This is a genomic window from Lysobacter helvus (assembly GCF_018406645.1).
In the GTDB taxonomy this organism is placed as follows: domain Bacteria; phylum Pseudomonadota; class Gammaproteobacteria; order Xanthomonadales; family Xanthomonadaceae; genus Noviluteimonas; species Noviluteimonas caseinilytica.
Genome location: NZ_AP024546.1, coordinates 1,271,415 through 1,293,947 on the forward strand (window position 1 = coordinate 1,271,415; position 22,533 = coordinate 1,293,947).

At 67.3% G+C, this 22,533-nt stretch carries 21 protein-coding genes; 8 read left to right on the forward strand and 13 right to left on the reverse strand.

What is annotated here, in order from left to right; translation table 11 throughout:
• Positions 1-30: 30 nt before the first annotated feature.
• The 3 genes from cls to LYSHEL_RS06255 are packed head-to-tail and all read left to right on the forward strand — an operon-like array spanning position 31 to position 2,545.
• A complete protein-coding gene (cls, locus tag LYSHEL_RS06245) occupies positions 31-1,461 on the forward strand; it encodes a cardiolipin synthase (RefSeq protein ID WP_213436784.1) in 1,431 nt (476 codons plus the stop codon).
• A gap of 40 nt (positions 1,462-1,501) precedes the next feature.
• Positions 1,502-1,762, forward strand: a complete 261-nt coding sequence (locus tag LYSHEL_RS06250; RefSeq protein WP_213436786.1) for a hypothetical protein — start codon at positions 1,502-1,504, stop codon at positions 1,760-1,762.
• 27 nt (positions 1,763-1,789) lie between these two features.
• Positions 1,790-2,545: a pyridoxine 5'-phosphate synthase gene (locus LYSHEL_RS06255; RefSeq protein ID WP_213436788.1), complete on the forward strand. Its 756-nt coding sequence runs from the start codon at positions 1,790-1,792 to the stop codon at positions 2,543-2,545.
• Positions 2,546-2,656: 111 nt separating this feature from the next.
• On the opposite strand, the gene LYSHEL_RS06260 is transcribed toward LYSHEL_RS06255, so the two are convergent.
• The 10 genes from LYSHEL_RS06260 to dnaA form a co-directional block, all read right to left on the reverse strand.
• The gene (locus LYSHEL_RS06260) at positions 2,657-3,073 is read right to left on the reverse strand and encodes an ExbD/TolR family protein (RefSeq protein WP_213436790.1); all 417 of its coding nucleotides are present in this window, start codon (positions 3,071-3,073) and stop codon (positions 2,657-2,659) included.
• Positions 3,074-3,090: 17 nt separating this feature from the next.
• Positions 3,091-3,513, reverse strand: a complete 423-nt coding sequence (locus LYSHEL_RS06265; RefSeq protein WP_213436792.1) for an ExbD/TolR family protein — start codon at positions 3,511-3,513, stop codon at positions 3,091-3,093.
• Positions 3,514-3,542: 29 nt separating this feature from the next.
• A complete protein-coding gene (locus LYSHEL_RS06270) occupies positions 3,543-4,313 on the reverse strand; it encodes a MotA/TolQ/ExbB proton channel family protein (protein WP_213436794.1) in 771 nt (256 codons plus the stop codon).
• A gap of 48 nt (positions 4,314-4,361) precedes the next feature.
• Positions 4,362-5,012 (reverse strand): energy transducer TonB family protein, encoded by a 651-nt coding sequence (locus LYSHEL_RS16070; protein ID WP_213498477.1) that lies wholly within the window; start codon positions 5,010-5,012, stop codon positions 4,362-4,364.
• 145 nt (positions 5,013-5,157) lie between these two features.
• A complete protein-coding gene (locus tag LYSHEL_RS06280) occupies positions 5,158-6,291 on the reverse strand; it encodes a tetratricopeptide repeat protein (RefSeq protein ID WP_213436799.1) in 1,134 nt (377 codons plus the stop codon).
• A 119-nt stretch (positions 6,292-6,410) separates the two neighbouring features.
• On the reverse strand, positions 6,411-7,217 hold the full coding sequence (locus LYSHEL_RS06285; RefSeq protein WP_407075175.1) for a M48 family metallopeptidase: 807 nt from the start codon (positions 7,215-7,217) through the stop codon (positions 6,411-6,413).
• 156 nt (positions 7,218-7,373) lie between these two features.
• Positions 7,374-9,815, reverse strand: a complete 2,442-nt coding sequence (gene gyrB / locus LYSHEL_RS06290) for a DNA topoisomerase (ATP-hydrolyzing) subunit B (RefSeq protein WP_407075176.1) — start codon at positions 9,813-9,815, stop codon at positions 7,374-7,376.
• A 135-nt stretch (positions 9,816-9,950) separates the two neighbouring features.
• Positions 9,951-11,057: a DNA replication/repair protein RecF gene (gene recF / locus LYSHEL_RS06295; protein ID WP_213436805.1), complete on the reverse strand. Its 1,107-nt coding sequence runs from the start codon at positions 11,055-11,057 to the stop codon at positions 9,951-9,953.
• A gap of 79 nt (positions 11,058-11,136) precedes the next feature.
• Positions 11,137-12,237, reverse strand: a complete 1,101-nt coding sequence (gene dnaN / locus LYSHEL_RS06300; RefSeq protein ID WP_213436807.1) for a DNA polymerase III subunit beta — start codon at positions 12,235-12,237, stop codon at positions 11,137-11,139.
• Between the two features lie 225 nt (positions 12,238-12,462).
• Positions 12,463-13,791 (reverse strand): chromosomal replication initiator protein DnaA, encoded by a 1,329-nt coding sequence (gene dnaA / locus LYSHEL_RS06305; RefSeq protein WP_213436809.1) that lies wholly within the window; start codon positions 13,789-13,791, stop codon positions 12,463-12,465.
• Positions 13,792-14,013: 222 nt separating this feature from the next.
• Between dnaA and rpmH the strand changes: the two genes are divergently transcribed.
• The 5 genes from rpmH to LYSHEL_RS06330 all read left to right on the forward strand — a co-directional run bounded on the left by rpmH (position 14,014) and on the right by LYSHEL_RS06330 (position 18,927).
• Positions 14,014-14,154 (forward strand): 50S ribosomal protein L34, encoded by a 141-nt coding sequence (rpmH, locus tag LYSHEL_RS06310; RefSeq protein ID WP_156640208.1) that lies wholly within the window; start codon positions 14,014-14,016, stop codon positions 14,152-14,154.
• Positions 14,155-14,191: 37 nt separating this feature from the next.
• Positions 14,192-14,611: a ribonuclease P protein component gene (gene rnpA, locus LYSHEL_RS06315; RefSeq protein WP_213436811.1), complete on the forward strand. Its 420-nt coding sequence runs from the start codon at positions 14,192-14,194 to the stop codon at positions 14,609-14,611.
• A gap of 55 nt (positions 14,612-14,666) precedes the next feature.
• Positions 14,667-16,364 (forward strand): membrane protein insertase YidC, encoded by a 1,698-nt coding sequence (yidC, locus tag LYSHEL_RS06320; RefSeq protein WP_213436813.1) that lies wholly within the window; start codon positions 14,667-14,669, stop codon positions 16,362-16,364.
• The gene (gene mnmE / locus LYSHEL_RS06325; RefSeq protein WP_213436815.1) at positions 16,361-17,704 is read left to right on the forward strand and encodes a tRNA uridine-5-carboxymethylaminomethyl(34) synthesis GTPase MnmE; all 1,344 of its coding nucleotides are present in this window, start codon (positions 16,361-16,363) and stop codon (positions 17,702-17,704) included. Before yidC ends, mnmE begins: the two co-directional genes overlap by 4 nt.
• 194 nt (positions 17,705-17,898) lie before the next feature.
• Complete coding sequence (locus tag LYSHEL_RS06330; protein ID WP_213437637.1) at positions 17,899-18,927, forward strand: energy transducer TonB; 1,029 nt, start codon at positions 17,899-17,901, stop codon at positions 18,925-18,927.
• A 75-nt stretch (positions 18,928-19,002) separates the two neighbouring features.
• Here the strand turns inward: LYSHEL_RS06330 and LYSHEL_RS06335 are convergent, their stop codons facing one another.
• Genes LYSHEL_RS06335 through LYSHEL_RS06345 form a run of 3 tightly spaced genes read right to left on the reverse strand, consistent with a single transcriptional unit; the run spans position 19,003 to position 22,502 of the window.
• A complete protein-coding gene (locus LYSHEL_RS06335) occupies positions 19,003-20,187 on the reverse strand; it encodes an ABC transporter permease (RefSeq protein WP_213436817.1) in 1,185 nt (394 codons plus the stop codon).
• Positions 20,184-20,939: an ABC transporter ATP-binding protein gene (locus LYSHEL_RS06340; RefSeq protein ID WP_213436819.1), complete on the reverse strand. Its 756-nt coding sequence runs from the start codon at positions 20,937-20,939 to the stop codon at positions 20,184-20,186. The genes LYSHEL_RS06335 and LYSHEL_RS06340 overlap by 4 nt, the downstream gene beginning before the upstream one ends.
• A complete protein-coding gene (locus tag LYSHEL_RS06345) occupies positions 20,940-22,502 on the reverse strand; it encodes an alpha/beta hydrolase (protein ID WP_213436821.1) in 1,563 nt (520 codons plus the stop codon).
• Positions 22,503-22,533 lie beyond the last annotated feature (31 nt).

Sequence of the window (22,533 nt, forward strand, 5' to 3'; positions counted from 1 at the left end):
CGCAACGCGTGCGACACGCCTGAACCTTTCATGCTCGCCACCCTCGTCGCTGCCTGGCACTGGCTGCTCGCGATCCCGAACCTCGGCGTCTACCTGACGGTGGGCTGGGCGGCGTACCTCGTGGGCCTGGGCAGCTGGATCGTGCTGCAGAAACGCGAGCCGGCGGCGACGATGAGCTGGCTGCTGGGCCTGGCGCTGCTGCCGTACGTGGGCTTCATCATCTACCACTACCTCGGGCCGCAGCGGATCACGCGGCACCGGATCCGGCGCGCGCGCAGCCGTGCGCCGAAGCTGTCGGCGACGACGCCGGGCGACCTCATCGCGCGCGAGTTGTCGCGCCTGGGCGTGTCGACCACCAGCCTGCCGCCGACCACCGCGACCGACGTGCGCCTGCTGCTCGATGGTGGTGCGAAGTACACCGCGCTGCTGGAGGACGTCGCGAAGGCGCAGCATTCGATCGATGTCGAGTACTACATTTTCCTGGCCGATCGCACCGGCACGGCGCTGCGCGATGCCTTGATCGAACGCGCTGCTGCAGGCGTGCAGGTGCGCTTGCTGCTGGATGCGGTGGGCTCGGCGAAGACGAAGTCGCGCTTCTTCGACCCGCTGCTCGAAGCGGGCGGGCAGTTCTCGTGGTTCCATCCGATGCGGCTCGGGCGGTTCTGGCGCCGGCCGTGGCTCAACATGCGCACGCATCGCAAGATCGTCGTGATCGACGGATGCATCGGCTACACGGGTGGCATCAACGTCACCGACGAAGAGGACGAGCGCCTGCGCAGCGATGCGTATCGCGACGTGCACGTGCGCGTCGAAGGCGAAGTGACGCGCGCGCTGCAGGCGGTGTTCGTAGAAGACTGGGCGTATGCCACCGGGCATCCGCCGGTGATGCCGCCGGCGCCGGCGTTCGCGACGGGCGACTATCCGGTGCAGGTGGTGGCCTCGGGCCCGGATTCGCCGTGGGAGGCGATCCACCGGTTGCACGTGGGCGCGATCCATTCCGCGCAGCGCCGCGTGTGGCTGACCACGCCGTATTTCGTGCCGGGCGAGGCAGCGATGATGGCGCTGACCTCCGCGGCGCTGGGCGGTCTGGACGTGCGCTTGCTCGTGCCGAAGATGAGCGATTCGAAGCTGGTGACCTACGCGGCGCGGTCGTATTTCGACGACCTGCTGGCCGCGGGCGTGCGCGTGTACGAATACGGCCCGCGCCTGCTCCACAGCAAGACGCTGCTGGTCGACGACACGCTGGCCATCATCGGCAGCGCCAATTTCGACCACCGCAGTTTCCGGCTCAACTTCGAGGTGTCGCTGCTGTTCCACGACGCGCGGGTGGCCTCGGAACTGGAACGGGTGATCGAACTGGATTTCGCCCTGGCGCCCCGCGTGCGCGACGACCGGGCGCGTCCGTTATGGCGGTCACGATTGCCGGAAGCGCTCGCCCGGCTGGTGTCGCCCCTGCTGTGAGCGGCGTAAACTCCGACCCGTCCAGACGAGGGGTCACCACATGCATTGGCTGATGTTGGCGTTGGCGATCGGGGCCATGGCGGTCGCTGCCACGACGAGCTCCGGCGTGCTGATGGGCGTGTGCCTGCTGGCCGCGCTGCTGCTGATGGTCGCGTGGGTGCTGGGCCTGTACGCGGCGCGCGCCGGCGCCCGCAGCCGCGACGACATCGCGATGATCGATCCGGTCGAACTGCGCCGACTGCGCGAGCAGGCCGAAGCGCGCAAGGCCGCCGCCTCGCAGGCCGAGCCGCCCGCGTCGTGAGTTCCGCGGCGCGGTAAGCTCCGCGCCATGCCGACCCAGCTGAGCGTCAACGTCAACAAGATTGCGGTGCTGCGCAATTCGCGCGGCGGCGACGAGCCGGATGTCGTGCGTGCGGCCAGCACGTGCCTGGATGCGGGCGCACACGGGATCACGGTGCATCCGCGGCCCGATGCGCGGCACATCCGCGCAGAAGACGTCTACGCGCTCGCGGTGCTCACGCAATCGCGCGGCGTGGAATTCAATCTCGAAGGCAATCCGTTCGCGCCGCCGCGCGTGGGATATCCGGGGTTCGCGGCCTTGTGCGGCGATGTCCGCCCGGCGCAGGCGACGTTGGTGCCGGATTCGGACGGGCAGATCACGTCGGACCACGGGTTCGATTTTTCAGGCGACCTGGGCGCGTTGCGCGAACGCGTCGCGGAGCTGCGTGCGTTGGGATGTCGCGTGAGTTTGTTCGTCGATGCGGGATGCCCGGACGTGGAGCGCGCCGCTGAAGTCGGCGCGCAGCGCATCGAGTTGTATACGGGGCCGTTCGCGGCGGCGCATGCGGGCGGCGATGCGCGCGCGGCGATCGCGTTGTGCGCGGAAACGGCGCGGCGTGCGCAGGCCGTGGGGCTTGGCGTCAATGCCGGGCATGACTTGAGCCAAGGGAATCTCGCGGCGTTCCTGCAGGGCGTGCCGGACGTGCTCGAGGTGTCGATCGGGCACGCGCTGATCGGCGATGCCTTGTATGCCGGGCTGGATGCGACAGTGCGACGTTACCTGGAAGCGATCGCGCACGGGTGAGGCGCGTGCGCTTGTGCGACACGGGATTCCGTCGCGCGCACAAAAAAAGACGCCGCCTTGCGGCGGCGTCGAAACCAGATAGGTAAAGCGTATGCGTCTGTGTTTGGTGCGTCAGCCCTTCTGCACGAAACCGATCTTGATCATGCCCGCGTTCTTCGCGGAGGCCAGGACCTTGGCCAGCACGCCGTAATCGGCGTCCGGGCTCGTATCGATTTCAAGCTGCGGCTGGTTGGTGGGGTCGCGATTCACTTCGACCTCCATCAGGTTTTCGAGCGCCGAGATCGGCTGCGCCGCTTCGTTCCAGAACACCTGGCCCGAAGCGTCGATGCGCAGGGCGATCGGCGGCGGCGGTTCCTTGGTCTGCGGCGGCGGGTTGGTCGACTTCTGCGGGAGGTCGATGTCGATCGGGTACGACAACGTGGGCGCCGTCACCATGAAGATGATCAGCAGCACCAGCATCACGTCGACGAGCGGCGTGACGTTGATATCGGCCATCGGGCCACCGCCGCCACCGGAACTAAATGCCATGTCTTATTCCTCCCGGCTCACTGCCGTTCTTTCTCGGCGACGAAGCCGACCTTGCGCATGCCCTGGTTCTGGGCGATCTGCACGATTTCCTGCACCACGCGGTACTTCGTGGTCCGGTCGCCGCGCACGTTGATGGGCGGCTGCGGGGTCTTCTGGGCCTCGACCGAGAGCTTGCTCTCGACCTGGTCCTTCGTGGTCGGCTGATCGTTCCAGTACAGGTTGCCGGCCTCCGTCACCGTGATGGTGATCGGCTGCACGACAATCGGCTTGGTCTCGATGTTGTTGAGCGTCGCCTTGGGCAACTCCACCTTGACCTTATGCGACATCAAGGGCGCGGTGATCATGAAGATGATCAGCAGCACCAACATGACGTCCACGAGGGGCGTCACATTGATTTCGGCCATGGGGCCGCCGCTTTCGTTGCCAGAACTGAAGGCCATGGGCGTACTCCGTCAGGTTGCTCGACTGCTCAGCGCTTGACCGGGATTTCGCCGACGCGCGCGCCGGTGGCGAAGAAGTCGTGCAGGTCATGCGCGAACGTGTCGAACTTGCTGTTCGTGACGCGGTTGAGGCGCACGAAGAAGTTGTACGCGAGCACCGCCGGGATGGCGACGAACAGACCGACGGCGGTCATGATCAGCGCTTCACCCACGGGGCCGGCGACCGCGTCGATCGACGCCTGGCCGGTGGCACCGATCTTGATCAGCGCGCCGTAGATGCCCCACACGGTACCGAGCAGGCCGACGAACGGCGCGGTCGAACCGACGGTGGCGAGCACGGTCAGGCCGTTCTCGAGGCGCGAGGATTCGCGGGTCACGCCCTGGCGCAGCGCGCGGTCAACGAACTCCGAGCGGTTCAGCGACTCGACGAGGCGCGAACCTTCGTGACGCTGGTGGTGCGCGGCGGCCTGGGCAGCGTCGAGCGCGATCTTCGAGAACGGTTCGCTCTTGTTCTGCTCTTCCATGAAGCGGATCGCGTCCTGCGCGTTCGGGGTTTCCCAGAACGTGGTGACGACACGATCGGCGCTGCCACGCAGGCGGACGTTCTTGATGAGGTTGATCACGATCCAGTACCACGACATCGCGGACATGATCACGAGGGTGGTGGCCACGACCAGCTGGACGACGTAGTCACCCGGATGCGCAAGCATCTCGCGGGCCAGATGGTCGACGCCCATCTGCTTGAGCGCGTCGGCGTTGCTTCCGGTCGCAGCAACGGCGTTGGTGGTTTCCTGCAGCATGACGCTTACCTTCTGTCTGGAAAGAATGGAATTACGAGGGGAGCAAAGTTACTTGAGGTCCAGCGGCAACACACCCGAGCCAGGAGCGCCCGGGCACAACTTGATACGGCGGGCCCAGCTCTGTGCGGCACGGTCCACGTTGCGGTCGCGACTGCTCTGCTGGACTTCGGCGCTGGTGACGGTGCCGTCGGCCTGGAAGGCCAGCAGCAGCTTCATCGAACCCTGGATCCGCGCACGGCCGACTGCGGCCTGCAACGGTGCCAGCGGGGGCATCACGCAGATGCTCGCACGCAAGTCGCTCGAATCGCGTGCAGGACCTGCGGGCGCGGCCGGCGGCGCGGGCGGCGCCGGCGGCGGGGCCTGCACGTCGACCGGCGAGGGCTCGTCGAACACGACCGGCGGCTCTTCCGGCGGCGGCGGCAACGGGCTCGGCTTCGGCACGGTCTGCGGCTTGAGCTGGATCGTCTTGGGCGGTTCCGGCGGCGGCGGCGGCGGCGGCGGGGGCGGCGGCGGCGGCTTGATGAAGTTGACCAGGGTCACTTCCTCCTCCTCCACCTGGGCGCCCGGGGGGGCCACCGGCATGAGCAGCAGCATCAGCGCCGCCACATGCAGTGCGATCACGAAAGAGATGCCGGCAATGCGAGGCCAGTTGAGGGACTGGCGGTCGCTCTTGTCGGTATGCGGCGAGTGTTCCGTCATGCGCGAGGCTCGGGGGTGAGGGCCCGACGCCATGGTCGCGCCGGATTGCAATGCAGGCCGTCACGTAGGCGGCCGCGGGAATTTCCAAGGATATACCAACTCCGCGGGCTGACACCAATGCCAAACCCGCGGTCTGTGATGGTGCTCATCCGCCGAGGATTTCCTTGGCTTCCTGCGGTTTCTGGACACCCTTGGAGAGCGCAGCCTGAGCAGCAGCCTTCGCTTCGGCCGTCTTGCCCTGGTCGCGGAGGATCTTCGCCATGTTGAGATCGGCCTCGCCATCCTTCGCCATCGACGCGGCTTTCTTGTAGAAACCGATCGCGTCGCTGTCGCTGCCTTTGTAATAAGCGTTCTGGCCCAGGACCATGTAATCCTTCGCCAATTCCGGGCCCGGCGTGAGGATGCCCTTGGCCTGGCCTTCTTCCATCACGGCCTGCGCATCCTTGAAGCGCTCGGCGTTCAAGTAGCCCACGTACAGCGCGCGGATTTCCTTCGCGTCGGTGAGCATGCCCTTCTTGTACGCGCCTTCGAGCAACGCGTTCGCCTTGTCGAACTGGTTCGCCTGCTGGTACGTGGCGACGGCGTTCATCAGCGCCTTCTTGTCGTTCGGATTCTTCGCCAACTGGTCTTCGTACGCCTTCACCGCGTCATCGGTACGGCCGAGGTTGGCGAGGATGCCGGCGCGCATCTGCTGCAGTTCCGGCTTGTCCGACTTGGTTTCCGCCGAGAAGCGATCGAGCGTGGCGAGCGCGGCGTCGTACTGCTTGAGCTGGTACTGCTCGACCGCCAGGTTGTACATCACCTGGTAGTGGCTGTTGTTCTCGAGGCCGTTGGCGTCGAGCGACTTCTTGAAGTAGTCGGCGGCCTTCGCGTCGTCGTGCATGTCGGCGGCGGTGGCGGCGGCGAGCTGCCACGAGAAGGACTTCTCGTACGCATTGGCGTCGGCCGCGTTGGCGATCTGGTCGGCCTTCGCGAGCACGGCGGCGTGGTCTTCCTTCGCGTAAAGGTCCTGCAATTCCTGCAGGGCCTTGAGGTTCTTGCCCTTCGCCTTCGCTTCCGGCGACTGGCGCGTGGCGTTGGGATACATCTGGGCTTCGGCTGCAGCTTCCTTCTTCGATTCCTTGGCCTTGCCCAGTTCCTGCATGCGCTTTTCGCGCTGCTCGCGCATGGTCGGCGCGGCGGCGCCGCTGTTCTGCGCAAACACGGGGGCGACGAAGGAAGCGGCGAGGAAAACACCAGCCGCGATGACGAGCGGACGATGGCGGAAGGATCGGGTCATGGCGAAAACCTCATGCGGCAGCGACGCTGCTGGTGGGGGCGCAAGGCCGGGGGGGCGTCACGCTAGCAGAAAGCCGTCGCGGAGTTACAGCACCATGCCCGCGACGGGGGTGGAAAGATTCACCCGCAGGCGGGACGACGTCCTGCCGCGCGGGCTTGTTCGAACACGGGCATCAACGACGCAGCGCGTTGCTGCAACTCGCGGATGCGGCTTTCGGGGTTCGGGTGCGTCGACAGCCACTGCGGCGGTCGTTGGCCATTGGTGGCCGCAATCATGTTCTGCCACAGCGCGATGGCGCCGCGAGGATCGAAGCCCGCCTGCGCCATGAGTTGCTGGCCGACGATGTCGGCTTCCGATTCCTGTTCGCGCGAACCCGGCAACAGGAAGCCCGTCTGCGCGAGCACGCTGCCGCCCTGCATCGCGGCGTTGCCTGCGCCTTCGCCGTAACGGGAACCTAACAATGCGCCGACGAGTTGCACCGCACCTTGCGCGCCCATCTGGCGCGTGATGCGTTCGTCGTGGTGGCGCGAGACGACGTGGCCGATCTCGTGCGCGATGACGGCCGACAACTGATCCTGGTCGCGCGCGACGGTGAAGATGCCGGTGTACACGCCCACCTTGCCGCCGGGCAGCGCGAAGGCATTGGGTTCCGGATCGACGAACACCGCGCTTTCCCAACCGCCCTGCCAGTTCGGCGGAAGCTGGCGCGTGATCGTGGAAACGACGCACTGCACGTAGCGCACCTGGCGTGCGTCGGTGCTCTGCCGTTTCTGCTGTTTCACCTCATTGAAGGCCTGCGCGCCGAGCTCGTTGAGCTGCTCCTGCGAGACGCCGCCGACGTACTGGGTGCGCCCGGTGGGCGAGGTCGTGGTGGCGCAGGCGACGACGGAGATCGCGATGGCACCGGCGAGGACGGCAAGCTTCAGGCGCTGCGGCATGGGCGTCGGGGACTCCGTTCCAGTGTGGGATGCGGAGCTTAATAGGCCAACGGGCCTGAAGTCGGTGTCAAACCGCCGCTTCGACAGCGGCCCCGTTGGGGGGCCGGTCAGGTCGGGGCCACTTGCGGGCCCCGGTTCGAGCGATCACACGTCGAGGTTGGCGACCTTCAACGCGTTGTCTTCGATGAACTCGCGACGCGGTTCGACAACGTCGCCCATGAGCGTCGAGAAGATCTGGTCCGCGGCGACGGCGTCCTCGATGCGCACCTGCAGGAGGCGACGCGTTTCCGGATTGACCGTCGTGTCCCACAACTGCTCGGGATTCATTTCGCCGAGGCCCTTGAAGCGCTGGATCTGGCGACCCTTTTTCGCTTCGTCCATCAGCCATGCCTGCGCATCGGCGAAGCGCGCGATCGGTTGCGCGCGATTGCCACGCACGATCTGCGCGCCGTCGCGCACCAGGCCGTGCAGCATTGTCGCGGCTTCGCGCACCGAACGCAGCTCGCCGGTTTCGAACGCGGCGACGGGGAGGATCTGCACCAGCTCTTCGCCCATGTGCATGCGACGCATGACGAGCGCGGCCGGACGCGCTTCGGTGGCGCCGTGCACTTCGAGGCGATAGCGCGGTTTGCCCAGGCCACCCTTGTTGAGGCGCTGTTCGAGCGCGTCGAGCTGCGGGCGCAGCGCGTCCGGATCGGCGAGTTGCGCGGCATCCAGCGGCACGAAATCGATCAGCGATTCCAGCAGCGCGGACTCGTAGCGATGCGCGTTGCGGGAGATCGCATCGCGCGCGCCGGCGTAGGCAAGCAGCAACTTCTCGAGGCCTGCGCCGTCGATCGGCGGTTCGCCGTCGGCGGGGATGAGCGTTGCGCCGTCGACCGCGTTGTTCGCCAGGTAGACGTCGAGCGCCGCATCGTCCTTCAGGTACAACTCGTTCTTGCCCTGCTTGATCTTGTACAGCGGCGGCAGGCCGATGTAGATGTGGCCGCGCTCGATCAGCTCCGGCATCTGTCGATAGAAGAACGTCAGCAGCAGCGTGCGGATGTGCGAGCCGTCCACGTCGGCGTCGGTCATCAGGATGATGCGGTGGTAGCGCAGCTTGTCCGGGTTGTATTCGTCCTTGCCGATGCCGGTGCCGAGCGCGGTGATCAGCGTGCCGACTTCCGCGCTGGCGAGCATGCGGTCGAAGCGCGCGCGTTCCACGTTGAGGATCTTGCCCTTCAGCGGGAGGATCGCCTGGGTCTTGCGGTTGCGGCCCTGCTTCGCCGAGCCACCCGCCGAGTCACCCTCGACGATGAAGAGTTCGGAGAGCGCGGGATCCTTTTCCTGGCAGTCGGCGAGCTTGCCGGGCAGGCCGGCGATATCGAGCGCGCCCTTGCGGCGCGTCAGGTCGCGGGCCTTTCGGGCGGCTTCGCGGGCGCGGGCGGCGTCGACGATCTTGCCGGCGATGGCGCGGGCCTCGTTGGGGTGTTCCTGCAGGAACTCCTCCAAACGTGCACCGAACGTGCTCTCAACGACGGGGCGAACCTCGGACGAGACCAGCTTCTCCTTGGTCTGCGACGAGAAGCTGGGATCCGGCACTTTCACCGACAGCACGGCGATCATGCCTTCGCGCATGTCGTCGCCCGACAGCGTGATCTTGGCCTGCTTGGCGATGCCGTTCTGTTCGATGTAGTTCGACAGCGTGCGCGTGAGTGCGGCACGGAAGCCGATGAGATGCGTGCCGCCATCCTTCTGCGGGATGTTGTTGGTGAAGCAGAACATCGTTTCCTGGTACGAGTCCGTCCACTGCAGCGCGACGTCCACCGTGATGCCGTTCATTTCGCCGGACACGGAGATCACGTTGGGGTGCAACGGCGTCTTGAGCTGCGCCAGGTGCTCGACGAAGGAGCGGATGCCGCCCTCGTACTCGAACACGTCGCGCTTGCCCTCGCTGCCGTCCTCGCGCACGCGCAGGTCGGTCAGCGTGATGCGCACGCCGGAGTTGAGGAACGACAGTTCGCGCAGGCGCTTGGCCAGGATGTCGTAGTGGAATTCGACGTCGGTGAAGATCGCGCTGGCCGGCTTGAAGCGCAGCAGCGTGCCGCGCTTGGGCGAGGCCTCGAGTTGCTTCAGCGGATACAGCGATTCGCCGAGTGCGTATTCCTGCTGGTAGTGGTGGCCGTCGCGCCAGATGTCGAGCCACAGGTGCTCGGACAGCGCGTTGACGACCGACACGCCCACGCCGTGCAAGCCGCCCGACACCTTGTAACTGTTGTCGTCGAACTTGCCGCCCGCGTGCAGCACGGTGAGGATCACTTCCGCCGCGGAAATGCCCTCTTCCTTGTGGATGTCCACGGGAATGCCGCGCCCGTTGTCTGACACCGACACGGAGTTGTCTTCGTGCAGCGTGACGTTGACTTCCGTCGCGTGGCCGGCGAGCGCTTCGTCGATCGAGTTGTCGACGACCTCGAACACCATGTGGTGCAGGCCGGTGCCGTCGTGCACGTCGCCGATGTACATGCCGGGACGCTTGCGAACGGCCTCGAGGCCGCGCAGGACGGTGATTTTGCTGGAGTCGTACGTGCTGTTCGGAACGCTGGGCATTTCGCCCGCATCGTGCTCTTGCTGCGACATTCGGCTTGGGGCTCCCGCGACGCGCGTGGCGCGCGTCGAGACACATTAGCTATGGATGGCGTGCAGTCTACCAAACGCAGGCCGCCAAGGCCGTCCCGCTGCGCCTCAGCGCGCGTCGCCTTCAGCGCGCAGCCGGCCCTGTTCGACATGGAAGCGCGCGATCGGATGGCCGCCGGCTTCGGTGAGGTGTTCGAAGGCCGCGGGCGCTTCGGTGCCGGTGACGAAGACCTGCGCGCCGGTGTCGATGAGGCCCTGCACGACGCGGGCCTGGTGGTGGCGATCGAGTTCGGAGGCCAGGTCGTCGAGCGCGATCACGGGCCACTCGCCGGCGAGCTCGGCGTGCAGGCGGGCTTGCGACAACAGGAGCGCCAGCGCGGTGAGCTTCGCCTGTCCGCGCGAGAGCGCTTCGCGACCTGGCAGCGCGGAAAGCCCGATCTTCCAGTCCGCGCGATGCGGGCCGACGCTCGTGAAGCCCGCCAGCTGGTCGCGGCCGCGGGCCAGCAGCAGCGCATCCGCCAGGCGCATCTCTTCGTGGCGCCACCCGGGCTGGAGGGTCAGTGAGGTCGTGCCCAGTGCCGGCGCCAGCGAAGCAGCCTCCGTGGCGAACAACGGCTGCCATTGCTGGAGGTAGGCCTCGCGGCTGCGGGTGATGGTTTCACCGCTGTCGGCGAGTTCCGCCTCCCAACCGTCGAGTTCAGCGGGCCTTGCGCCGGCCTTTAGCAAAGCGTTCCGCTGCTTCAGGGCCCGTGCATACCGCCGCCAGACCCGGAGGAAATCAAGTTCCACGTGGAACAGGCCCCAATCGAGCAAGCGGCGGCGGGTTTCGGCCGGGCCCGTCACCAGGCCGTGGCTGCCGGGTTCGAAGGTCACGACGGCCAAGGCCGCGCAGAGTTCGCCCAGATGCCCCACGGAGGCGCCATCCAGGCGGCCTTCCCACGACTGGCCGGAATGCCGGAGCCCGGCGCGGCGGATCCGCCCGGCCGCTTCGATCCATTCCACGAAGATTTCGACGGCAGGCGCGCCTTCGCGAATCAGCCCATCCCGCACCCTGCCCCGGAAGCTGCGCCCGTAGGCCATCAGGTGCATGGCTTCCAGGATCGAGGTCTTCCCGGCGCCGTTATCGCCCGTGATGAGGTTTAGCGTGGGGCCCGGGGCCAGCGTGACCTGGCCGAACCGGCGCAATCCACCGATGTCGAGCCGGGTCACGCGCACACATCACCCCGCGCAAAGCAGAACGCCCGGACCAGGCCGGGCGTTCGCATCCGTTCCACGTGGAACACAACCGTCCGCATCAGAGCCGGAGCGGCATCACCACGTGGCGGCACTTCTCGTTGCCCGCCTCGCGGACGAGGGCGGAAGAGTTGGCGTCGCGCAGCTGGAGGACGACCTGCTCGTCGCGCAATGCCGACAGCGCATCCAGCAGGTAATTGACGTTGAAACCGATCGCCAGGCCGTCGACGCGCGTATCGGCTTCGATCTCTTCCTGCGCTTCTTCCTGCTCCGGGTTGTGCGCGTTGATGCGCAGCTGGCCCGGGGATACCTCGACGCGGACGCCGCGGTACTTCTCGTTCGACAGGATGGCTGCGCGCTGCAGGGCCGCACGCAGGACTTCGCGATCGACCTTGACCTCGCGGTCCGCACCGATCGGGATCACCGCTTCGTAATCCGGGAAACGGCCGTCGATCAGCTTGCTGGTGAACGTCACATCGTCGCGCTTGACGCGGATGTGGCTGCGGCCGACTTCGAGTTCGAGCTCGCGGTCGCCGCCTTCCAGCAGGCGCTGCAATTCCTGCACGCCCTTGCGCGGCACGATGATCTGGCGCTTGGACTGCGCACCGCCCTCGAGCGGCAACTCGCACAACGCCAGGCGATGGCCATCGGTGGCCACGCAGCGCAGCGACTTGTCGCGCAGGTCGAACAGCAAGCCGTTGAGGTAATAGCGCACGTCCTGCTGGGCCATCGCGAACGCGGTGCGTTCGATCAGTTCCTTCAGCCCGGCCTCCGGCACGCGCACGCGCTCGGTGGCTTCGACTTCATCGACCGACGGGAAATCGTTGGCCGGCAGGCTGGCCAGCGTGAACCGGCTGCGACCCGCCGACACTGTGATCTTGTCGCCGGACTGCGAGACCGTGACCTTGCTGCCATCGGGCAGGGCACGGACGATCTCGAACAATTTGCGTGCCGGGATGGTGGTTTCCCCATCCTGCGCATCGTCGACGGCGTGGCGCGCCACCATTTCCACTTCCAGGTCGGTGCCGGTCAGCGAGAGCTGGCCCTGCTTGACCTGCACCAGCAGGTTGGCAAGGACCGGCAAGGTCTGGCGACGTTCGACGACATTGACGACTTGCGCCAACGGCTTCAGGAAGACTTCGCGTTGCAGGCTGAAACGCATGCGGTCTGGTTCCCCGGATCCAAGCTCTGGAAGGATGGATAAATCAAAAACTGGTGGTGCTTGGTGTTTCGAAAATCTGGGTGGAACTCGCTTAACTCGTTGATCCTGTTGCGTTTATCGACGTGAGCAAAGCGTGTACAACTGATCCTGCGGTTCCGGGACAAGCTGTGGATAAAGTTTCAGGCCCTGGGTCGCACCCTGCCTTATCCACAGCTTCCCCCGCACTCATTCACTGAGTTTGCGGATCAGCTTGTCCCAGTCTTCCCGCAGCTTGCCGTCGGTCTCCATCAGCCCCTTGATCTGCCGGCAGGCGTGCAGGACGGTCGTGTGGTCGCGACCGGCGAACGCGTCGCCAATCTCCGGAAGACTGTGTTCGGTCAGCTCTTTCGTCAGCGCCATGGCCACCTGGCGCGGACGAGCCAGCGAACGCGTCCTCCGCTTCGACAACAGATCCTTCAGTTGCAAGCCGTAGTAGTCTGCCACGGTCTTCTGGATGTTGGGGATGCCGATCGCCTGCTGCTGCGCACGCAGCAGGTCGCGCAGCGTCTCCTGCGCGAATTCCGGCGTGATCGCGCGGCCCGTGAAGTTGGCGCGCGCCGACAGCGTGTTGAGCGCACCCTCGAGGTCGCGCACGTTCGACCGCATCTTCTTGGCGATCAAAAACGCCACGTCTTCCGGCAGGTTGGCGCCGCGCTCGCGCGCCTTCGACAGCACGATCTGCGCGCGCGTCTCGAAGTCCGGCGGTTCGATGGCGACCGACAGGCCCCACGCCAGGCGCGACTTCAACCGCGGCTCCAGGCCTTCCACTTCGCGCGGATACCGATCGCACGTCAGGATGATCTGCTGCTTGCCGTCGAACAGCGCGTTGAACGTGTGGAAGAACTCTTCCTGCGTGCGGTCTTTCCCCGCGAAAAACTGGATGTCGTCGATCAGCAGCGCATCCACTTGCTGGAATTGCCGCTTGAATCCGTCCATGGCCTTGTCCTGCAGCGCTTTCATCATCGCGCTGAAGAACTGCTCGCTGCGCAAATACATCACGCGCACCTGCGGATTGTTCTCGCGCATCAAATTGCCGGCGGCGAACATCAGGTGCGTCTTGCCGAGGCCCGTGCCGCCGTACAGCAGCAACGGGTTGTGGGCGCGGTCGCCGGGCTTGTTGGCGGCCTGCAACGCGGCCGCGCGGCCCAGCTGGTTGCTGCGGCCCTCGACGAAGTTGTCGAACGTGTAATGCGAATCCAGATTGCCCTGGAAGGCCTCGGCCATCGGCGTGCGCATCGTCGGCGCCGTACCCATCGAAATGGCGCCGGCGGTGGGCGCGCGCTTGATCGCACCGATTTCCAGGCTCACCCCGGCGTCGCCGGCGAAATGGGCCACCAGCTCGCGGATGCGGGGCAGGTAACGCTCCCGCACTTCCTCCATCACGAAGGCGTTGGGCGCGTAGAGCACCAGCCCCTCGTCATTGAGCCGGGCCTGCAGGGGCTTGAGCCAGGTGTGCACGTCCTCGGCCGGGAATTCGGCTTCGAGACGCTCGAGACAACGTGGCCAGGCTTCCATAAAGCAGCGGATCTCGTCGACGACCCAGCGGCGCGACCACGGGGATCGCGCTGTGGATAAGTTGGGGGGCGAGGCAGACTACCACCGCCCCGAGGCATGGCAAGTGCGATCGTCGGCAGCCCGCGCATCACGCACGCAATCGTTCGCCGAGGTTGACCGACCCCGCGCAACCCCATAGACTCCCGCCTCTTTTCTGCCGAAAACTCGTTCGCGAGTCGAATCATGGCCACCAAGCGCACCTACCAGCCCAGCAACCTCAAGCGCAAGCGCGACCACGGCTTCCGTGCGCGCATGAAGACCGCCGACGGCCGCAAGGTCCTCGCGCGTCGTCGCGCGAAGGGTCGCCGTCGCCTGACTGTCTGACGCGTCGGCCTTCGCGGCCGCCCGTGTTCGCTTCAGCGTGACAACTCCCGTGGACGCCGGCCTGCCGCGCAGCGCACGCGTCCGCATCGGGAAGGACTTCGACCGGGTCTTCGCCGACGGTCTTCGCAACGCAGATCCCCTCATGAGCCTCCATTGGCTTCGCAGCGAATCGCCTGCGAGGCTCGGGCTTGCCGTGTCGCGCAAGGTCGATCCGCGCGCCGTCGGCCGCAACCGCATCAAGCGCTTGCTCCGCAGCGAATTCCGTCATTGCCGCCTGCTGCTGCCGGGCGGCGATTACGTGCTCGTCGCGCGCCCGTCCGCGCGCAATGCGAACGCGGAAGCGCTGCGCACCGCGTTTTCCTCGCTGCTGCGCCGCGCAGGCGCGTTGCCGCCCGCCGGCCCCACCGGCACAATGCCCGCCGCTTGCCCACCGGGCGCTCCGCCCCCATCCCCTTGAACTTCGCGCGCTGCGCCTGGCGCCGCGCCGTTCCGATTGCTGCCCGAGTGCCTGCATGAACCAGACCCGCATGTTCCTCCTCTTCGCCTGGATCGCCGTGGCGACGCTGCTCTACATGGAGTGGACGAAGGAACACGCCCCGAGCGTGGTGCCGACCACCACGACCGCCTCGGCCGCCACCGCCGCACCCGCGATTCCCGTCGCGCCGAGCGCGTCGACCGCCCTCTCGTCGGCCACGCCGACCGCACCGGGCGCCGTGACCACCGCGACGCCTTCCGCCGCGCCGATCGTCACCGTCAACACCGACCTGCTGCGCCTCACGCTCGATGGCGGCAGCGTGCACACCGCGCAGCTCCTGCGTTATCCGACCGAAGCGAAGGCCGGCAGCGAGAGCGTGCAGTTGCTCGACGCGCGCCCGGAGAATTTCTTCGAAGCGCAGAGCGGTTGGGTCGCCACCGGCAACAGCCCCGCGCCGAGCCACGTCGACGGATTCGTGCCCGCCGAAGCCGCGCGCAGCTACACGATGCAGCCCGGCGCGAACACGCTCAGCGTGCCGTTCACCTGGACCGGTGCGAACGGCGTGACCATCCGCCGCACGTACACGTTCACCCGCGGCAACTACGCCATCCAGGTGCGCGACGACGTCACCAACAACGGCAGCGCGCCGTGGCAGGGCTACGTGTACCGCCAGCTCGAGCGCAACCCGCCGCCGCAGAAGTCCGGCTACACCAATCCCGAAGCGCTCGCCTTCCACGGCGCCGCCTGGTACAGCCCGACCGACAAGTACGAGAAGCGCAAGTACGACAAGTTCGTCGACGACGGCACGCTCGACAAGAAAGTCACCGGCGGCTGGATCGCGCTGCTGCAGCACTACTTCTTCACCGCGTGGATCCCGGGCGACAAGGACGAAGCGACGTTCTCGCTGTCCACGCGCCAGGTCCCCGGCGCCACCAACTACCTCGTGCGCGCGCTCGGCCCCGGCGTCAACGTTGCGCCGGGTGCGCATGCCGAAACCACCGCGCGTTTGTGGGTCGGCCCCAAGCTCGTCGAAGGCATCGAAGCGCAGCACGTGCCGGGCCTGACGCGCGCCGTCGATTTCAGCAGCTTCAGCTTCATGGCCACGCTCGCCGGCTGGCTGTTCGCCATCATCACGATGATCCATGGCGTGCTCGGCAACTGGGGCTGGTCGATCATCGGCCTGGTCGTGCTGATCCGCCTGGCGATGTATCCCATCGCCGCCAAGCAGTTCCAGTCGATGGCGAAGATGCGCAAGCTCGCGCCGCGCATGCAGCAGCTGAAGGAACGCTACGGCGACGATCGCCAGAAGCTGCAGATGGCGACGATGGAGCTGTACAAGAAAGAGAAGGTCAACCCGGCCGGCGGTTGCTTGCCGATGCTGATCCAGATGCCGATCTTCCTCGCGCTGTACTGGATGCTGTCGGAGTCGGTCGAGCTGCGCCACGCGCCGTGGATCGGCTGGATCACCAACCTCTCCGCGCGCGATCCGTACTTCATCCTGCCCATCCTCAACATGCTGATCATGTACACCACGCAGCGGCTCACGCCGATGCAGGGCATGGATCCCACGCAGCAGAAGATGATGCAGTTCATGCCGCTGGTCATCGGCGTCACGATGGTGTTCTTCCCGGCCGGCCTGGTGCTGTACTGGGTTACCAACGGTGCGCTCGGCCTGCTGCAACAGTGGTTCATGCTGCGCCGCTACGGCGACAAGCCCGAACTCGCGAAGGCGTGACCGCCACGGACACCGACACCATCGTCGCCATCGCCACCGCGCCAGGCGCCGGTGGCGTCGGCGTGGTGCGGTTGTCCGGCCCGCGCAGCCGCGCGATCGCGGAAGCCCTGTGCGGCTGCGCCCTCGTCCCGCGCCACGCGCATTACGTGCGGTTGCGCGCCGGCGAGGAAACCATCGACGACGGTCTCGCGCTGTATTTCGCCGCGCCCGCCAGCTTCACCGGCGAACACGTGGTGGAACTGCAGGCGCACGGCAGCCCCGTCGTGCTGCAACGCCTGGTCGCCGAGTGCTGCACGCGCGGGGCACGCCACGCGCGGCCCGGTGAATTCAGCGAACGCGCCTTCCTCAACGGCAAGCTCGACCTCGCGCAGGCCGAAGCCGTCGCCGACCTCATCGCCGCCGGCGACACGCGCGCTGCACGCGCCGCCCGTCGCGCACTCGATGGCGTGTTCTCGCAACGCGTCGACGCGCTGGCCACCGAACTGCTGCACCTGCGTATCCACGTCGAGGCTGCGATCGATTTCGCCGACGAGTCCCTCGACACCCTCGGCGGCCGCGAACTGCGCGAAGGCCTCGCCCGCGCGACCTCCACCGTGGCCACGCTCCTCGCCGAAGCCGAACGCGGCCGCAAGCTGCGCGATGGCTTGCACGCCGTGATCGTGGGCCCGCCGAATGCCGGCAAGAGTTCGCTGCTCAACGCGCTCGCCGGCAGCGAACGCGCGATCGTCACCGACATCGCCGGCACCACGCGCGACCTGCTGCACGAAACCGTTCGCCTCGACGGCGCCGAACTCACGCTCGTCGACACCGCCGGCCTGCGCGAAGGCGGCGATGCGATCGAACGCGAAGGCATGCGCCGCGCGCGCGACGAACTGCAGGGCGCCGACCTGGCGATCGTGGTGCTCGATGCGCGCGATCCAGAATCCGGACGCACCGCCGTCGCCGACGCGATCGCCGACGTCCCGCGTCGCCTGTGGATCCACAACAAGTCCGACCTGCTCCCGCACGCGCCGCACGACACGGACCCCGATACTGTCCACGTCTCCGCGCGCACCGGTGCCGGCCTCGACGCATTGCACGCGCGCCTGCGCACGTTGTCGGGCGCCGAAGCCGCCGACGCCGGCGAGGGCACCTTCACCGCGCGCGCCCGCCACGTCGACGCGCTGGCCCGCACCGCCGCGCACCTGCACGACGCCGCAGCGCAACTGGACGCCGACGCGCTCGAACTCGCAGCCGAATCCCTCCGCGCCGGCCACGACGCCCTCGGCGAAATCACCGGCCGCGTCGTCCCCGACGCCCTCCTCGGGCATATCTTCGGCAGCTTCTGCATCGGCAAGTAAGGCAACGCCGCGGCCCGCGCCCGCCGCCTGAATAGCCCCCCGGCACGATCCGTGCATGGGCCGCCATGCGGAATGTCCGAAATTTGCCCCGGGTTTCGTCACGCACGCTTGACAAACGCCCGCCGCTGTCGCGTCCTACGCGCACGTGCCCGCAACTGGCGCACAGACAGGGGAGTGGTTCCGTTATGCACGCAATGTCCAAGTCGTCGCGCCCGCGCGTGGCGCGCCTGAATCTCTACGTCCTGGTCGCGCTGGGGTGCGCGACGCTCGCCGCTTGCGGCGGCAAACAGGAAGCCGCCACCGATGCCGGCGTGGCCACCAGCGCCACCGCCGCCGCGGTCGCGGCACCGCCGCCGGCCGTGTCCGAAGCCGTCGCCGCGATGAGCGCCGACCAGCTCCGCGAGGCCGCCAGCGGCGCGCTCCGCGAGCAGCGCCTGTACGCCCCGGCGGGCAACAACGCCATGGAGTACTACCTCGCCCTGCGCGACAAGGCGCCGAGCGACCCCGCCGTGGCCAGCGCCCTGACCGACCTGATGCCGTACGCCCTCATCGCGACCGAGCAGAGCATCCAGCGCGAGGACTTCACCGAAGCCCAGCGCCTGTACGCCCTGATGGAGAAGACCGACGCCTCGGCGCCGGCGCTCCCGCGCCTGAAGACGACGATCGCCCAGTCCCAGCAGGCCGTCGCCGCACGCGCCGAACAGGACAAGGTGAAGTCCGAGGAAGACCTGAAGAAGCAGGCCGACCTCGAAAAGCAGCGCCTCGCCCAGCAGGCCACCGCCCAGCAGCAGGCCGCCGCGCAGCTCGCGCAGCAGCAGGCCGCCCAAGCCGAAGCCGACAAGAAGGCCGCCGCCCAGCGCGAAGCCGACCAGAAGGAAGCCGCCCAGCGCGCCGCCGCTGCCCAGCAGCCCGCCGCCAGCGCCCCGGCGCAGCAGCAGGCCTCGGCGCCGGCATCGTCCGGTGGTGGTGGCAGCCTGCGCGCCGTCTCCACGCCGGCCCCGCGCTATCCGCCCGAAGCCGCGCGTCGCCAGCAGAGCGGCGAGGTCCAGGTGGAAATCACCGTGGGCACCGATGGGTCGGTCACCAGCGCCCGCGTCGTCGACGCCAACCCGGCGCGCATCTTCGACCGCGAAGCCCTCGCGGCGGTGAAGCGCTGGAAGTTCGCGCCGATCGATGCACCGGTCACCACGCGCCGCACGATCAACTTCCGTCCCGGCGGCTGATCTCGCGCAACACGTGGAACGAAAAAAGCCCGGCAATCGCCGGGCTTTTTTCTTGCGCGCAATCCGGCCGGAACGTCAGGCCGAGATCGCCAGCTTCTCCTGGTGGTAACGCCGCGTCGCCGCGAACCACAACGCGATCGCCACCCCGAAGCCCGCCGCCATGTACACGCCCCAGAACGCCATCGGGATGTCTTCGCCGCGCACCACCTTCAGCAGCATCTGGTTCTGCGCCAGGAACGGCACCGCGAACATCCACAGCTGGTTCTTCACCGGGCTCACCATCAGCGCGATGGTCGGGATCATCGGCAGCAGCATCAGCATGCTCATGTAGCTCTGCGCTTCCTTCACCGACTTCGCACCGGCGGCGATGAACGTCAGCAGCGAGGTGCCGATGAACAGCATCGGCAGCAGGATCACGAGCATCTTGCCGATCGCCGGCATGCTCACGTCCATCTGGCGCCCGATGCCCGGCGAGAACTGCGAGCCCACCTTGAACGCGAGCAGCGTCAGCAGCAGCGACGTCAGGCCGACCACGCACGCCGCCGAGATCTTGCCGGTCACCACCGCGCCGCGATGCGTGGGCGTGGCGAGCAAGGGTTCGAGCGACTGGCGTTCGCGTTCGCCCGCGGTCGTGTCGATGATCAGGTACGCACCACCGAGGAACGCACCGAGGATCAGCAGGTACGGCAGGATCGACATCACCATGCCGCGCCGCGCTTCCGGCGTCGACAGATCCTTGTGCGAGACGACGACCGGCGATGCGACGCCCGGGTTCATCCCGCGCGCAAGCAAGCGCAACGCACCCACCTGCTGCCCGTAACGCGACAACGCATCCTCGATGCGCTTCACCGGGATGTCCGAATCCTGGCGCGTGCTGTCGTGCACGATCTCCACCAGCGCCGGCTGGCCTTCGCGCCAGTCCTTGTCGAAGTCGTCGCCGATCTTCAGGTACACGTCCTCGGCCTGGTTGCGCACCGCAGCGTCCAGGTCGCCGGTGACCTTGCGCTGGCGGATGCCCTGGCCAGCGAGCCACTTCACCATGTTGGGCGCGTGTTCGACGCCGACCATCGGGATGTCGAGCGGTTTTTCGATCTGGCTCTTCGCGCGCGACTCGGCCAGCGTGAGGATGCCGAGCATGATCGCGGGCGTGAGCAGCGGGCCCAGCACCAGCGCCAGCATCAGCGTGCGCTTGTCGCGGACGAACTCGCGCAGTTCCTTCATCAGGATCGTGCGGATGGAAGACATCATGCCGGCCTTCATGCGTGCAACCCCTCTTCCGAACCGATCAACCGAACGAACGCATCCTCGAGGTTCTCCTCGCCCGTCTGCTTCCGCAATTCATCCGACGTGCCGTGCGCGACGACGCGCCCGTGCGCGATCACCACGATGCGATCGCAGAGCGCGGCGACCTCCTGCATGATGTGGCTGGAGAAGATCACGCAACGGCCTTCGCCGCGCAGCTGGCGCAGGAATTCGCGCAGCCCGCGGGTGGTCATCACGTCGAGCCCGTTGGTGGGTTCGTCCAGGATCACGTTGCGCGGGTCGTGCACCAATGCGCGCGCGATGGCGGTCTTGGTGCGCTGGCCCTGCGAGAAGCCTTCGGTCTGGCGATCCAGGAAATCGTCCATCTGCAGCGCCGCCGACAACGCCTTGGTGCGCGCCGCGATGGTTGCCGCATCCAGCCCGTGCAGCTCGCCGAAGTAGCGGATGTTCTCGCGCGCAGTCAGGCGCTTGTACACGCCGCGCGCATCCGGCAACACGCCGAGCGCGCGTCGCGCTGCTTCCGGATCGCTCGCCACGTCCTTGCCATCGACGAGCACGCGCCCGCTTTCCGGGCGCATCAGCGTGTAGAGCATGCGCAGCGTCGTCGTCTTGCCCGCGCCGTTCGGCCCGAGCAACCCGGTGATTTCGCCATCGCGCGCTTCGAAGCCCACGTCGTCGACGGCAACGACCGGCCCCTTGCCTTTCCCCGTGCCGGGGAAGGTCTTGCGCAGGTGTTCGGCAACGATCATTTACGGCTCCCATCCATTGAACGAGGTGAACGGCGGCGTGTAGGCGAGCGTGTCGAGGCATTTCGCATCGAGCGCCTTCGCATCGGCCGTGTCGAGGAATTGCGCGAACAGCTTCGGCATGCAGCCGGCGCCGATCACGTTGTGGCCCTGGCCGCGCAGCACGAGCGCGCGGCCCTTCGGCAACGTCTTGACCACGCTTTCGGCGTAGGCCGGCGGCGTCACCGGATCCAGTTCGCCGGACAGCAGCAACGCCGGCACGTTGGTGGCGAGCGGCGCGTGGAAATCCTTCGGCGCCACGCCCTTCGGCCACACCGCGCACTGCTGCTGCAGCGTTTCGACGAGCTGGTTGCCGAGCAGCGACTGCGACATCGCATCGTCGCCGTGGATGCCCGCGCTGTCCTCGGTGCAGATCACCGACAACTGCATGCCGTACATCATCTGGTCCGCCAGCGAACCGCCGAGCATCTTCGACAGCGCCATCAGGCCTTCGTAACGGCCCTGGTCGGCTTCGTTGAGCAGCAGCGGCAGGATGGACGCCGCGACCGGCACGTACGCATACATGCGCGTCAGGCCCGCGACGTGGTCCGGCGTGAGGCGTTCTTCCTTCATCTGCCCGGTGCTGGCGTCGCGGTATTTCACCATCGGCGGGTCGGCGCGCAGCTTCGTCATCAACGCGTTCAAGCGCTGGCGCGGATCGCCGAGCGACTTCGCGCAACCCGGCGTCTTCGTGCAGCGACCGAACTGCAGGTCGAGTGCGGACTCCAGGTTGCGCGCGAAATCGTTGCCGAGGTAGATCGCATTCGGCGCGACCGAATCCAGCGTGATGGTGCGCGTGTGCTGCGGATAGCGCATCGCGTACTGCTGCGCGACGCGCGTGCCGTAGCTCACGCCCATCAGGTTGATCTTGTCGGCGCCGATGGCGGCGCGCACGGCGTCGAGGTCGCGGATCGCGTCGGTGGTGGAATAGAAGCGGACGTCGGCGTGCTTGGCCAGCGCATCGCGGCACTTCTCGGCGGCGGCGCGCATGGCGGCGGGCGATTCGTCGACCGCGTCGGCCTGCACGCTCGCGTCGTCCGCCTTGTCCTCGGCGCCCTCGTCCTTGCACTTCAGCGGATTGGACTTGCCGGTGCCGCGCTGGTCCACGAGGACCACGTCGCGATGCTTGAGCACCTCGCGGAACGCGGGGGCGACCTGCGGATAGGTTTCCGCCGCCGCCTGGCCCGGGCCGCCGGCGAGCATGAAGACCGGATCGGGCATGTGGTCGCCCGATTCGTTGGCCGGCACCCACGCGATGTTGAGCGCGATCTTGCGGCCGTTCGGCAGCGCGGGATTTTCCGCGACCGTGAACGTGCCGCACTCGGCCTCGACGCTGGCGGCGCCCAGCGCGGGCGCGAGCGTGCACGGCTTGAAGGCGATGCGCCCCAGCTTGCGTTCGGGCGCGGCTTCGGCGGCGTAGGCGGTGGCCTTGGGCGCGGATTTCGGTGCGCGGCTTTGCCAGGCGCGCCAGCCCAGCACGGCCGCGACCAGCGCCAGTGCGAGCAGGAATCGGGTCTTGCGGTTCATCGTGGTGCGTCCCCTCCGAGCGATGGCGTCA